This is a genomic window from Natrialba aegyptia DSM 13077, assembly GCF_000337535.1.
GTDB classification, from domain to species: Archaea; Halobacteriota; Halobacteria; order Halobacteriales; family Natrialbaceae; genus Natrialba; species Natrialba aegyptia.
Genome location: NZ_AOIP01000031.1, coordinates 162966 through 175851 on the forward strand (window position 1 = coordinate 162966; position 12886 = coordinate 175851).

The 12886-nt window shown below is 65.1% G+C and carries 12 protein-coding genes; 4 read left to right on the forward strand and 8 right to left on the reverse strand.

Going from position 1 to position 12886, the window contains the following annotated elements; translation table 11 throughout:
* Window positions 1-156: 156 nt before the first annotated feature.
* The 6 genes from C480_RS11940 to C480_RS11965 all read right to left on the reverse strand — a co-directional run bounded on the left by C480_RS11940 (window position 157) and on the right by C480_RS11965 (window position 7417).
* Window positions 157-2229, reverse strand: coding sequence for a TRAP transporter permease (locus tag C480_RS11940; RefSeq protein ID WP_006665870.1), 2073 nt, complete (start codon window positions 2227-2229; stop codon window positions 157-159).
* A 42-nt stretch (window positions 2230-2271) separates the two neighbouring features.
* Complete coding sequence (locus tag C480_RS11945; protein ID WP_006665871.1) at window positions 2272-3324, reverse strand: TAXI family TRAP transporter solute-binding subunit; 1053 nt, start codon at window positions 3322-3324, stop codon at window positions 2272-2274.
* 93 nt (window positions 3325-3417) lie between these two features.
* Window positions 3418-4620 carry a CaiB/BaiF CoA transferase family protein gene (locus tag C480_RS11950; RefSeq protein WP_006665872.1) on the reverse strand — a complete coding sequence of 401 codons (1203 nt, stop codon included), beginning with the start codon at window positions 4618-4620 and terminating at the stop codon, window positions 3418-3420.
* A gap of 77 nt (window positions 4621-4697) precedes the next feature.
* Window positions 4698-4883 (reverse strand): hypothetical protein, encoded by a 186-nt coding sequence (locus C480_RS11955; protein ID WP_006108117.1) that lies wholly within the window; start codon window positions 4881-4883, stop codon window positions 4698-4700.
* A gap of 85 nt (window positions 4884-4968) precedes the next feature.
* Complete coding sequence (locus C480_RS11960; RefSeq protein WP_049903696.1) at window positions 4969-6186, reverse strand: enolase C-terminal domain-like protein; 1218 nt, start codon at window positions 6184-6186, stop codon at window positions 4969-4971.
* 118 nt (window positions 6187-6304) lie between these two features.
* Window positions 6305-7417 carry a mandelate racemase/muconate lactonizing enzyme family protein gene (locus tag C480_RS11965; protein WP_006665874.1) on the reverse strand — a complete coding sequence of 371 codons (1113 nt, stop codon included), beginning with the start codon at window positions 7415-7417 and terminating at the stop codon, window positions 6305-6307.
* 160 nt (window positions 7418-7577) lie between these two features.
* Between C480_RS11965 and C480_RS11970 the strand changes: the two genes are divergently transcribed.
* Window positions 7578-8879: a nickel pincer cofactor-dependent isomerase, group 22 gene (locus C480_RS11970; RefSeq protein ID WP_006665875.1), complete on the forward strand. Its 1302-nt coding sequence runs from the start codon at window positions 7578-7580 to the stop codon at window positions 8877-8879.
* Between the two features lie 4 nt (window positions 8880-8883).
* Here the strand turns inward: C480_RS11970 and C480_RS11975 are convergent, their stop codons facing one another.
* On the reverse strand, window positions 8884-9681 hold the full coding sequence (locus C480_RS11975) for an IclR family transcriptional regulator (protein ID WP_006665876.1): 798 nt from the start codon (window positions 9679-9681) through the stop codon (window positions 8884-8886).
* Window positions 9682-10123: 442 nt separating this feature from the next.
* Here C480_RS11975 and C480_RS11980 point away from each other — a divergent pair, with 442 nt between their 5' ends.
* The 3 genes from C480_RS11980 to C480_RS11990 are packed head-to-tail and all read left to right on the forward strand — an operon-like array spanning window position 10124 to window position 12122.
* Window positions 10124-10912, forward strand: coding sequence for an SDR family oxidoreductase (locus tag C480_RS11980; RefSeq protein WP_006665877.1), 789 nt, complete (start codon window positions 10124-10126; stop codon window positions 10910-10912).
* Window positions 10909-11256, forward strand: a complete 348-nt coding sequence (locus C480_RS11985; RefSeq protein ID WP_006665878.1) for a cupin domain-containing protein — start codon at window positions 10909-10911, stop codon at window positions 11254-11256. Before C480_RS11980 ends, C480_RS11985 begins: the two co-directional genes overlap by 4 nt.
* Before the next feature lie 44 nt (window positions 11257-11300).
* Window positions 11301-12122, forward strand: coding sequence for a fumarylacetoacetate hydrolase family protein (locus tag C480_RS11990; protein WP_006665879.1), 822 nt, complete (start codon window positions 11301-11303; stop codon window positions 12120-12122).
* A 71-nt stretch (window positions 12123-12193) separates the two neighbouring features.
* On the opposite strand, the gene C480_RS11995 is transcribed toward C480_RS11990, so the two are convergent.
* Complete coding sequence (locus C480_RS11995) at window positions 12194-12628, reverse strand: universal stress protein (protein WP_006665880.1); 435 nt, start codon at window positions 12626-12628, stop codon at window positions 12194-12196.
* Window positions 12629-12886: the final 258 nt, after the last annotated feature.

Sequence of the window (12886 nt, forward strand, 5' to 3'; positions counted from 1 at the left end):
GACAGGACGAGTGAACGGAGAAACGATCAGAGTCGCGTCGAGACTCCTTGAGCTGCGTATAGTATTGCGGAGATCAGATGAGGACATCTGCCATTGCGAATAGATATGAATTCTGTGGGGTCAGCAGAATAGAAACGTATCATATATGTTGTTGAACTATCGACTGAGTTCGGATCCGACCGGTACCGTCCAGCTGTCTGAGAGGTACTTTTCGGCGATGAAGACGAGTGCGAAGGCGGCGATGCCGGCGACCTGGGCGAACAGGGCCGGGTAGACCATGATGAACGCGCCGAGCCAGAACAGGCCGAATCGGATCGGGATGGTGTACCGGCGGTCGAAGTAAAACGGATAGTTGAGCCCGTAGATGATCGTCACCGCGCCGAGCAGGACGGCACCGGCCGTGATCAGCGACTGGAGACCGAGTGCGGTCGAGACGAGTTCAGGATGGTAGATGAACGACAGGGGGAGGACGAAAAGCGGCGCGGCGATCGTCATCGCGGTGGCGCACGTTTCCCAGAAGTTGGATTCGGCGATGCCGGCGGCGACGACGACGGCGATGGCGACGGGCGGGGTGACGCCGGCCATGACGGCGGCGTAGAACACCATGTAGTGGGCCGCGAGTTCGGGAACGCCGAAGTCGTTGACGAACGCCGGGGCGACGAGGGTGGAGGTGATCACGTAGGCCGCGACGGTCGGCATGCCGATGCCCATGACGATACAGACGAGCATGCCGAGGATGGCGGCGATGAACAGGACGCCGCCGGAGATGTCCATCAACATGAGTGCGATCTTCGAGGGGGTGCCGGTCACCATCAGCAGGTCGACGATGCCGTTGACGGCGGCCAGGATGATGGCGATCGGTGCGAGGATGATCGCGCCGCGGCGAAAGCCGGCGACGGTGTTGCCGAGTTCGGTGACGAGCGAGTCGACGATGCGGGATCGGCGGACCGATCGGAGGCGCGGGCTCCGAGCCGACGGCCGGTCGTCGAGTTCGACGGTCGCGGACCGGCGTCCGGTGACGACCGCGTAGATCGACTGGAGCACGGGGGTCGCGATACCGAGGCCGATCATGGTGGCGATGGTCCAGAGGGCGGACGTCGCGACGGTCCACTGCAACACGCCGAGCAGGGTGATCAGGACGACGAAGGGAGTGCCGAATCGAATTCCTTCAACGAGTTTGTCCCCGCGGGTGAGCCGCTCGTCGAAGAGGTCGTCGAACTGCAGGTCCTGGCTCCCGACCTCGCGGATCGAGGTGTAGTGGACGCCGATGACGATGCTGGCGACGAGGATCGCGGCGGGCAGCAGTCCGGCGGAGATGACGTCGACGTAGGCGATCTGGAGGAACGAGGCCATCACGAACGCCGAGGCACCCATGACCGGCGGCAGGACCTGCCCGGAGGTCGAGGCCGTCCCCTCGATCGCGGCCGCCGTCCGCGGGCGGAGGCCGCTGTCGATCATCGTCGGAATGGTGAACGAGCCGGTCATGCCGGCGTTTGCGGCGTAACTACCGTTGACCGAACCGATGATCGCGCTCGCGAGAACGGCGGTCTGGGCGACGCCCGATTCGATGTACTTCGCGCTCGCGATCGCCATCCTGAGGATGAGATCGAACGCGCCGTAGGCGAACAACAGCCCGGCGTACAGGAGAAACGGCGCGATCAGCGTGGCCGTAAGCTGCGTCAGCGAGCCGAAGAACCCGCCGAGGTCGGTGATCAGAACCTGCAACATGTACCGCGTATCGATTCCGGCGTGGCCGAAGATGCCGGGCAGCATCCACCCGTAGAGGGCGTACGCCATCGCGCCGACGACGAGACCGAGGAAAATCTTCCCGTAAGAGCGCCAGGTCAGGTACAGGATGACGGCGACCACCAGCCAGGCGAGGTGGTACTCGTGCTCCAGCGCTCGGCCCTGTCGCTGCTGGTAGACGGCTTCGAAGTTCGTAAACAGGTAAGCGCAGGCGACGATCATCACGCTGGCGCAGGCGATCAGTATCAGCAGATCGAGATCGTCGCCGGCTTCGATCGATCCAACCGCCTCGTTGAGGATGTACAGTACCAGAATGCTGCCGAGGAACACGACGGCGTACTGCGCTCGGCTCAGCGTGCCGGGTGAACTCGCCCAGAAGAGGACGATTCCCCAGAACAGCAGCGCGCCGATCGTGATCGCGGAGTTGAGGTATCGGAGCGTTGTTTCTCGAACGGTCGTCGGTGTCGGTTGTGCTGTCGTCATGGGTGCAGTGGTGGGTCAGTAGCGCAGGTTGGCCGCCCGTCGTCAGTTGTAAGAGCCGGCGTCGTCGGGATCGCCGACGAGCCAGTCGTCGTTCCAGGCGTCCTGGTCCTGGTAGTACTCCGCCGCACCGGGATGCCACGGGTAATCGTCGATCGCCGCCGACGTGAGCTCGTCGAGCGATTCCGGGGTGAACCGCGGTTCGGCGTCGCGAACGGCGTCTCCGTGTTCGTGTGCGATCCGCGTGAGTTCGTAGACCTGATCCGTGGACGTCTCGGGGTGAAACGTAAACGTCACTTCGAGGTCCCAGGAGACGATCCCGTCGGCACCGATGTCCTGTTGCCACTGGAAGTCTTCGACGACGTCGTCGTACTCCGAAAACCCGGCACCGGAGTACTCCTGGATCGCCTCGACGAGTTCGTCCGTGTGTTCGACGTATCGAACGTCGGTCCGGCTGTCGTACTCGACGACGAAGCCGGTGTTGCCGACGCCGGGGGTGCCGTAGGCGATCGCGGCGTCGATCGTTCCCTCCTCCATGGCTCCGGGGGCGTCGTCGACGCCCATGTCGACGATGTCCATCTCCTCGTAGACGTCCGCGACCTGGGGCATCTGCCAGACGTCGAGCGTCGTCGCGCGGGTCGAGTAGCCGGGCTCGGCCGGGTAGACGGTGGCACCCGCGAGGTCGTCGAACGTTTCGATGTCGGTGTCGGAACGGGCGACGACGTAGATGCTGTAGGGAAAGGCGAGAAACCCCTGCCAGGGGAGCGTTTCGACCGAACTGTCCGCGAACATGTCCTCGCCGTTCATCGCTTTGGACATCGTGTTCGTGTCGACGATACCGCCGTCGACCTGGCCGTCGCTCATCCGGTTCGTCGTCCCGACGTAGCCCGGACTCTCGATCGTCGAGTACGCCACGTCCTCGCCGTGGTCGGAGACGGCCTGTTCGAACGCCAGTCCGACGTCCCACGTCCCGCCGGCGGACGCGCCCATCCGAACGGTGTCCCCGCCCCCGCCGCCCAAACAGCCCGCCGCACCGAGCGCACCGATCGCTGCACCTGTCTGTAGGACGTTCCGGCGGCTGATGTTACCAATAACCATAGTGGGTCTACCATCGACTGGATATCGTATATATTCTTTGGTGAGAGATATCGTCCCCTTGAAAGGAGAACCGAGCTCGGTCAGCAAGCGGCGCTATCGCCCGAGGACGCTCGCAAGCGCCTCGTCGGACAGCACGGCCGAGAGCACCGGTTCCGTGTGCTCGCCGAGCTGTGGCGGTTCGTGGCCCGATCGCGTCGTCTTGCCGGTGAACTCGATCGGACAGGTCGGGAACGGAAGGTCGACGCCGTCGATCGTCAGCTCGTCGAGCGTTCCGCTCTCCTGGAGATGTTCGTCCTCGAAGACCTCGACGGTGTCCTGAACCGGCGCTCCCGGCAGGCCGCGCTCGCGGAACAGTTCGAACCACTCGTCGTTCGTTCGCTGATCGAAGATCGGTTCGAGTTCAGCTGTTAGCGATTCGCGATGCTCGACGCGGTCGTTGTTGGCCACGTAGCGGTCGTCGGTCGCGAGTTCGGGGCGGTCGATGGCCTCACAGAACGCGGTCCAGGTGTCGTCGCTGCCGATGGCGATGGCGAACCAGCCGTCCGCGGTTTCGACGGTGCGGTAGGGTGCCAGCGAGGGGTGGACGGTACCCTGTCGCGGGTACGGTTCCTCGGTGACGAACGTGCGCCCCGCCCGCTCGGTGAGCCAGGAGACGAGCCCTTCGAACATGGGAACGTCGATGTACTGGCTCTCGTCGTTGTAGAGTGCGGTCGTGATGCCGATGACGGCGTACATGCCGGCGCAGATGTCGCCGATCGGAATGCCGGGGCGGGCCGGCGGGCCGTCCGCCTGGCCGGTGATACTCATGCTGCCGCCGAGGGCCTGGACGACCATGTCGAAGGCGGGCATGTCGCGGTAGGGTCCCTCGAGGAAGCCGGAGATAGAGCAGTAGACGAGTTCGTCGGTGACCTCGCGGAGGTCGTCGTAGCCGAGGCCCCACTTTGCCATCGTGCCGGGGCGGTAGTTCTCGACGAGCACGTCGGCCGTTTCGGCGAGGCGTTCGAGGGCGGCAGCGCCCTCCTCGGAGGCCAGGTTCAATTCGACGCTTCGCTTGCCTCGATTGAGTGACGTGAAGTAGGCGGTGAGACCGGACTCGCCGATTTCGGGGCCGACGCTTCGCGTGATGTCGCCCCGGTCGGGCCGTTCGATCTTGACGACGTTCGCGCCAAGATCTGCGAGCATCTGCGTCGCGAAGGGTCCCGATAGCATCTGCGTACAGTCGAGGACGCGAACGCCCTCGAGCGGGGCGTTCTCCGTCGGCGTCCCGGCCGGCGTCGACAGCGGGTCGGATGTCATGTCTCGAATACCGTTCGCTCCCGTAATGAGAACTCCGTTCTCCCTCGCCTCGCCCGAGGACGATCCTTGCAGCGCCGTCAGCCGAGATAGCGGACGAACCAGAGGGCCAGCATCGCGAACAGCGCCAGGGCGAGGACAACCTCGATGGCGGTGACGGCGGCGGGGACGTACGTCCGGATACCCGCCGCCGTCTCGTCGTAGCGCTCGTGGACACGGCCGAGCGTCTCTACCACCCGCGTTCCGATCGTCTCGTCCGAAGCCATGCGTGATACACACTGACTACCGTGTTAAATCCACTTGTTTTGTCGTTTCAAAGCTGAACTCGTCGACATCCGTGCGGTCGACGCCCTAGAAGCCGGTCGTCCCGTCGAGCAAGTGCTCCTCGACGACCGCGTCGTCGAGTTCAACGCCGAGGCCCGGCGTCTCCGGGACCTCGATGGAGCCGTCCCGAATCAGCGGTTGGTCGCGCTCGATCAGGTCGTCCCACCAGTCGACCTCGAGCGCGTGGAACTCGAGGACGTCGAAGTTGGGGATCACCGCGCCGAGGTGGACGCAGGCCATCGTCCCGATCGGGCTACAGACGTTGTGCGGCGAGATCGGGATGTAGTTTTCTTCGGCGCGGTCGGCGATGCGCATCGTTTCGCCGAGGCCGCCGACGGTCGTCGGATCGGGCGTGACGATGTCGACGCCGTGGTCGTAGAGCAGGCCCGAGAGTTCGTGGACGCGAAATCGGTTCTCGCCGGTGGCGACCGGCGTGCGGGTGGCCGTCGTGACTTCTTTCTGGGCGTCCATGTTCTCGGGCGGGACGAGGTCTTCGAGCCACATGAGATCGTAGGGCTCGAGTTCGTATGCGAGGCGTTTCGCGCTCTCGACGGAGTAGTCCCAGTGGCAGTCGAACGCGAGGTCGACATCGTCGCCGATTGCCTCGCGGACGGCCGCGACGATCTCGCGTTTCTCCTCGATCGCGCCGTTCGTGAGTCGCCCGTTGAACGGGTCCGGATCGTTGTCCCGCTCGAGGTCGAGGTCGAACTTGAGGGCGCTAAAGCCCATGTCGACGACGCGGCGGGCCTCGTTCGCGTACGCCTGGGGCGAGTAGGCCTCGGCGTCCGCGTAGTCGGTGGAGCCGTCCTCGACGGCGTAGGCCTCGCCGGCGTGGCAGTCGCAGTAGATGCGGACCTCGTCGCGGAGTTTGCTGCCGAGCAACTGGTAAACCGGCAGGTCGAGGAGCTTCCCGGCGGCGTCCCAGAGGGCGAGTTCGATGCCGGAGGCGGCGGTGACGACCTTGCCGGTCGTGCCGCCGTGGCCGGACATCTCCTGGATGATTCGCCTGTAGAGACGCTGGACATCGAGCGGGTTCTCGCCGAGCAGGAAGCGTTCGGTGTACTCGACGAGTTCGGGGACGCCGCCGCCGCGGTAGGCTTCGCCGATGCCGGTGACGCCGGCGTCGGTTTCGATCTTGACGAGGTTCCACTCGAAGTTGCCCTCGACGACGCAGGTGTCGATGGCGGTGATTTCGACGGTGCGGCTGTCGGCTCGGTTCGCGATCTGGTTGGAGAAGTCTTTCATGGTGTCTGTAAGTCGGTCGGCGACGGGGCGGAGTTCGGTTCGCCGGGAAGGTCGGGTGTCGATTCGGTCAGCTGTGTTCTCCGCGCGGTGTCGGTGCTTTCGGGCGGGCGCGTTCGTCTCATCGCTCGTATCGGAACCGCTCGATCGCATTCTCGTCCAATCGGATGCCGTGTCCCGGCTCGTCCGGCAGGGAAATCGTGCCGTCGTCGTCCGGGCGCAGCGGCGCTTCGACGATGTCGTCGAAGACCTTCACGTCCATGTCGCGGTAGAAGTACTCCACCCAGAGGGCGTTCTCGATCGAGCCGACCAGCGAGGCGTGGAGGTTCCAGTTGTAGTGAGGCGCGATCGGCACGTCGAGCGCCGCCGCGTAGTGGGCGATCTTGAGCCACTCCGTGATGCCGCCACAGACCGTCGCGTCCGGCTGGAGGATGGTCGCCGCGCCGTCGCTGTACAGGCGCTCGAAGTCGTAGCGTGGACCCTCGAGTTCACCCGTCGCGACCGGGTACGAGATCGCGTCGTTGACCGCGGTCATCGCCTCGGTGCTGTCGATCATGACCGGTTCTTCGATGAAGTACGGGTCGTAGGGTTCGAACGCGCGACAGTTGCGGACGGCTTCCGTCGCGCTCGACCAGGCCCCGTTGGCGTCGAGCAACAGGGTCCGCTTGTCGCCGATCTCCTCGCGGACGGCCGCGACGCGGTCGGCTTCCGCTTCGGGGGACCGCCGACCGACCTTCATCTTGACGACGTCGTGGCCCTCGTCGACGTAGCGGCGCATCTCCTCGCGCAGCCCCTCGTGACCCTTGTCGTCGCGGTAGTAGCCGCCGCTGGCGTAGGCGGGGACCGCGTCGGCGTGGCCGCCGAGGAGTTTGTACAGCGGCTGCTCGGCGATCTTCGCTTTCAGGTCCCACAGCGCGATGTCGACGGTCGAAATCGCCCGCAGGAGGAGTCCGGAGCGGCCGATCTGCACGGTCCCGTCGTACATCTCTCGCCACAGCCGTTCGGTGTCCCGGGGGTCCTCGCCGACGAGCATCGGCTCGAGGAGCGACTCCACCGCCCGCGAGATCAGGTGCGCGCCCTCGTACCCGAGCGAGTAGCCGACGCCCTCGCGGCCGTCCGCGGTGCGAACGAACGTGATCGCGTGGTCGCGGGCGGTCAGCGTCCGATTCGAGAAGGATACCGGCTCCGCCAGCGGGATCTCTACCGGAACGCTCTCGATTGCTGTGATCTCCACAGTCGGTGCACGTCAAACGGTACCAAAAACCATCCACCATCCGGCAAGTGTCGCCTGTGGTTACGGTTCAGATTCAACCCTCCCGGCACCGATCCCGTTTCACGACGCGAAACCCAGCATGTAGCCGATAGTATATATGCCAGGATCGAGACAAGCCGCTATGGAGTTCCCCGATCGGCGCGACCTCCAGGACCTGCTCGACCCGCAGCCGCTCCCGTCGTTCGCACGCGTTCGCTACGACCCGGCCACCGAGACGCTCGACGCACCGCTCGAAACGGTCCGCGACGAACTGGGGCGACTCCCGCTCGACGAACTCGAACCGGGCGCAACCGTGGCGGTCGGCCTCGGCAGTAGAGGGATTCACCGGATCGCGGACATCGCCGCCGAGACGGTTACCATGCTCGACGAGCGGGGATTCGAGCCGATAATTATCCCCGCGATGGGGAGCCACGGCGGCGCGACGCCCGAGGGCCAGCGCGAAATCCTCGCCGCGCTCGGGATCAGCGAGGAGCGCGTCGGTGCTCCCGTCGAAGCCACGATGGCCGTCGAGCAGGTCGACGAGGTCGCCGTCGGCGACACGGCCACACCGGTCTACTTCTCCGCCGCCGCACTCGAGGCGGACGCGGTGCTGGTGATCAACCGGATCAAACCGCACACGAACTTCACCGGTCGGATCGAAAGCGGATGCTGCAAGATGCTCGCCGTCGGCCTCGGAAAACAGCGAGGCGCGCAGGCGTTTCACTCGACGGCACTCGCGGAAGGCTACGTCCCCACCATCGAGGCGCTAACCGCCGCCATCCGTAACGCCACCCCGCTGCTCGGCGGCCTCGCGCTCGTCGAAAACTTCCGCGAGGAACTCGGTCACATCGAGGCGATTCCGGCGTCCGAACTCGAAACGCGCGAACCCGAACTGCTCGAGCGGGCGACCGCAGAGATGGCGACGCTTCCAGTCGACGACATCGACCTCCTCGTCGTCGACGAACTCGGGAAGGAGATCTCCGGCGCGGGCATGGACACGAACGTGATCGGCCGGTATCGCGTCATCAACGCGCCCGATCCCGACGAGCCCTCGATCGATCTCATCTACGCGCGCGGACTTACCGAGGAGACGAAGGGCAACGGCAACGGCATCGGCCTCGCGGACATCACGCGCCGGCGAGCGATCGAGCAACTCGACCTTCAGAAAGTGTACGCGAACGCCTTGACCAGCGGCTCGCTCGCCAAGGCGAAACTCCCGCCCGTCGCGCCGGACGACGAACTCGCGCTTCGAATCGCGCTGCCCGCCCTCGGCGGCTACGATCCCGCCACCGCCCGTATCGTCTGGATCGAGAACACGACCGACCTCGCCGAGTTCCGCGTCTCCGAGACGCTCGCCGCTGCACTCGAGAGCGATGACAACGTTACCGTGCTCGAACGGGAACGGTTGCGGTTCGAGGACGGCACCGCGACGTTCGAGGCTTGACAGGCTACTCTACAATGTGGTCAGTTGAACTCGCGTCCGAGGCGTAGGTCACGTTCAGTTCGAGTTCGTTCGCGGCGGCGAGCATCATGCTCGGGACCTCGTCTTCGAACCACTCGCCGGTGAGGCGGTGTGAGGGGCCGGCGACGGCGAGTGCGCCGACGGCCCGGCCGTCGCGTTTGACCGGGACCGCGGTGCCGTTGAGGCCGTCGACGTGTTCCTCGCGATTGAACGCGACGCCGCGCTCGCGAACGGTCTCGAGTTCGTCGTAGAGCGCGTCGCGGTCGGTGATCGTGTTCGTCGCGTGGGCAGGTAGGCCCCACTGATCGAGGATGTCGTCGACGCGCTCGCGGGGGGAGTGTGCGAGGATCGCCTTGCCGGCGGAGGAGGAGTGGAGGTGGATCTGTCGGCCGACGCCGAAGCCAACGCGGACGGCCCGGCTACCGGTTTCGACGTGCAGGTAGATACCGAGCCCGTGGTCTTCGACGACGAACTGGGCGCGTTCGCCGGTCTCCTCGGCGAGTTCCTGGACGTGGGGCTTGGCCATCTCGTAGGCCGGATCGCGCGTCTGGGCGGCCCGGCCCAACCGCGCAAAGCGCAGGCCGATCTGGTAGCGGTCGCCGTCGCGAGAGACGTATCGCAGGTCCGAAAGCGTCTGCAAGTGCCTGTGTGTCGTGCTTTCTGCCAGTCCGAGTCGATCCGCAATTTCGGAGAGGCGGGCGGGACCGAGCTCCTGCAGCGCGTGAATGATTTCGAAACTGGTGTTCGTGGTCTGGATCGCGTCGTTGTCGTTCCGGTCCGCCATAGTGACTGTCGGTCGGACCGCTACTTAGTAGTTCCGCTCTGTGGAATTCACCGCTACCGAGGCATACTGTTGCCAATTCACCCCGGCAGGAAAGATCCGTCGGCAGCGCGCCTGGTGCAGCAGTTATCCGGACCCGCGACCGCAGACAGCGTTCCGGAACGCTTCTACGGGCCGGAATTCAAGAAGCGGGCGAGGCGTTCCGGCCGTCGAACTACCCTGTCACATTACAGATGTACATGTGTAATCCATGGTCGGTGCCAAGCGAACGAAAACCGCACATACTGTGGAAAAGTCGGTCGCTAGACGTTGAAAATCCCGATACGTTCAGTCTCCGGATAATTCCGCAGTCCGGAATCCGGCGGTCGCCGACGGCATCTCGTCCGCCGTTGGGATTTCCGCAACGGCAACCTTTTTCGTGCTCTCCTTTGGCTTTACGGACGATATGGACCTACAGATCGACGGCAACACGGCGCTGGTGACGGCCTCCTCGAGCGGCCTCGGAAAGGCGTCTGCGCGGGCGCTCGCCCGGGAGGGCGCAAACGTCGTCATCAACGGCCGCGACGCGGACCGACTCGCGGACGCGAAAGCCGACATCGAAGCGGACGCGACCGGCGAGGTCGTCACCCAGCAGGGCGATCTGACCGACGAGGACGACATCGAAGCGCTGGTCGAGACGACCGTCGACGAGTTCGGCGGCGTCGACCACCTCGTGACGAGCGCCGGCGGCCCGCCGTCCGGTCCGTTCCTCGACACCGACGACGAGGACTGGTACCAGGCCTACGACCTGCTCGTCATGAGCGTCGTTCGCCTCGCGCGCGAGGCGGAACCGCACCTGCGCGAGAGCGACGCGGGGACCATCGTCAATATCACCTCCCGGAGCGTCAAGGAGGCGATCGACAGCCTCGTCCTGTCGAACTCGGTTCGGATGAGCGTCATCGGCCTGGAGAAGACCCTCTCGCAGGAGTTCGCGCCCGACGTGCGGACGAACGCGGTGCTTCCCGGGCCCCACGAGACCGAGCGCATCGAAGAACTCGTCAATCAGGCCGTCGACCGCGGCGAGTACGACTCCTACGAAGCGGGGCTCGACGACTGGGCGAGTAACCCGCTCGAGCGCGTCGGCGATCCGATGGAACTGGGCAACACCGTCGCGTTCCTCTCTTCGCCGCTGTCGGGCTACATCAACGGCGAGAGCGTCCTCATCGACGGGGGGTCGACCGGAGCGAACCTATGAAGCCGGTCCCGTTCGACGAGGCCGAGACCTACGAGCCCGATGAGGGCTGGCGGCGGGTCTCGATGGCCGGCAGCGACGCGTTCTCCTTCGAGTGGTTCGAAAAGCCGCCGGGCCACAGCTCGCCGATGCACGACCACGAGAACGAGCAGGTCTGCCTCTGTCTCGAGGGCGAGTTGACGGTCGCGACCGAGGACGACGAAATCACGCTCGAACGGTACGACTCCGCCTGGCTCGACGCCTGGGAGTCCCACCGCGTCGAGAACACCGGCGACGAACTCGCGGTCGGGCTGGACGTGTTCGCGCCCGGGCGCTCGTTCGACTTCTGGACGGATCGGGACGACTGACGGCCTGCCGCGATACCACGTCTTCATACTCATACCCACCACCAATGAAGTACCTCGCACGCACCACCGACGGGACGCCGCTTCTCGGCGACGACGCCGGCTACGTACCACTGGCGTCGGCGACGCCCGAACTGGCGATCGTCAGGGACGCCCTGGCGCGCGCCGCCGACGGCACGCTGCCCGCCCTCGATACCGTTCCGACCGCGCGAATCGACCCGGCGCACATCCAGTTCGGCCCGCCGCTCGACGAGTTCGGCAAACTCTGGGGGATCGGCCTCAACTACGCCGACCACGCCGGCGACCTGGACGAACAGCGACCCGACGAACCGGCGAGTTTCATGAAACCAGAAAGCGCGCTTACCGGCCCCGGCGGCCCGATCAAACTGCCGCCGGTCGAGCGGACGGACGGCGTCACCGCCGAAGCCGAACTCGCCGTGCTCATCGGCCGCGGGTGTCGAGCCGTCGACGAGGACACGGTCGAGGACGTAATCGCGGGCTACCTCCCGGTCATCGACATGACCGCGGAGGACATCCTCCGGCGCAACCCGCGATTTCTCACCCGCGCCAAGAGCTTCGACTCGTTCCTCGTCGTCGGCCCGGCGATCGCCGTCCCCGAGGAACCGCTCGCACTCGAGGAACTGACAGTCCGCACCATCGTCAACGACGAGGTTGCAGCCGAAAACGAGATCCGAAACATGCTGTTCCCGCCGGCTGAACTCGTCTCGTTCCACAGCGACGTGATGACGCTCGAACCGGGCGATCTGATCAGCACGGGGACGCCCGGCGCGGAGCCGATCTCGCCCGGCGACCACGTCAGCGCCACAGTAGAATCGATTGGCACCGTCGATGCCCCAGTCGTTCGCTGACGGCGGCGGGGAATCCGAACACCGGACGCTCGTCTGCCGTCAGAAACTGCGGGTGCGGAGCCGCTGAGGACTCAGTCTTCGGTCTGCATCTGGGTGATGACGGGTCGATCCGCCGAAAGCAGGACCGACTGTGTGACGCTGCCGAACAGTACCTTCCCGGTCGGACTCCGCTCGCGGCCGCACAGCACGATACTGTCGGCGTCGATCTCCGAGGCGACCTCGAGGATCGTCTCGGCCGGATCGCCGTGTTCTCGCCGCATTTCGACCGACATTCCCTCCTCTTCGAGTTCAGCGAGTGCGGTCTCGGCGTGCTGTGGGAAGGCCGTTTCGTCGTAGAGGTTTTCCGAATTGACGCGGCCGCTGACGCCGGTCACGTCGAATTTCTCGAAGACGTTCAGGGCGACGACCTCGATGTCCGATGGATCGCCGGGGAGCGAGCGAACAATCGAAATCGCCTGGTCCGTTCGTCGTTCGTTCCGGTTGACCGACAGTAAGACGCGATACATATCGTATCCCTCTTCGAGCGGCCCCTTAAGTGTCCTGGCGAGCGGTCGTTTCTCCTCGGCGACTGATCGGTATCGGGACTGGTGGCGATAGTGGTAGCAACATGGTGGGCAGCGACGGCGGAACCGGGTCCCGTCCGACGCAAGGGTATCGATATCGAGACCACGATGAACGTTTCACGATCAATGAGTACACCAAATTTGATGTGTTTTGAGTCAGGGGTGTACTTAAATACCCCATATATCTTACTGGTATGCCTC

What these genes read in the sequence shown, in the direction of transcription:
- C480_RS11995 (WP_006665880.1), bottom strand. Translation starts at nt 12,628, where the DNA reads ATGTATCGCGTCTTACTGTCGGTCAACCGGAACGAACGACGAACGGAC.
- C480_RS11950 (WP_006665872.1), bottom strand. Translation starts at nt 4,620, where the DNA reads ATGACATCCGACCCGCTGTCGACGCCGGCCGGGACGCCGACGGAGAAC.
- C480_RS11945 (WP_006665871.1), bottom strand. Translation starts at nt 3,324, where the DNA reads ATGGTTATTGGTAACATCAGCCGCCGGAACGTCCTACAGACAGGTGCA.
- C480_RS11970 (WP_006665875.1), top strand. Translation starts at nt 7,578, where the DNA reads ATGGAGTTCCCCGATCGGCGCGACCTCCAGGACCTGCTCGACCCGCAG.
- C480_RS11985 (WP_006665878.1), top strand. Translation starts at nt 10,909, where the DNA reads ATGAAGCCGGTCCCGTTCGACGAGGCCGAGACCTACGAGCCCGATGAG.
- C480_RS11940 (WP_006665870.1), bottom strand. Translation starts at nt 2,229, where the DNA reads ATGACGACAGCACAACCGACACCGACGACCGTTCGAGAAACAACGCTC.
- C480_RS11980 (WP_006665877.1), top strand. Translation starts at nt 10,124, where the DNA reads ATGGACCTACAGATCGACGGCAACACGGCGCTGGTGACGGCCTCCTCG.
- C480_RS11955 (WP_006108117.1), bottom strand. Translation starts at nt 4,883, where the DNA reads ATGGCTTCGGACGAGACGATCGGAACGCGGGTGGTAGAGACGCTCGGC.
- C480_RS11975 (WP_006665876.1), bottom strand. Translation starts at nt 9,681, where the DNA reads ATGGCGGACCGGAACGACAACGACGCGATCCAGACCACGAACACCAGT.
- C480_RS11990 (WP_006665879.1), top strand. Translation starts at nt 11,301, where the DNA reads ATGAAGTACCTCGCACGCACCACCGACGGGACGCCGCTTCTCGGCGAC.
- C480_RS11960 (WP_049903696.1), bottom strand. Translation starts at nt 6,186, where the DNA reads ATGAAAGACTTCTCCAACCAGATCGCGAACCGAGCCGACAGCCGCACC.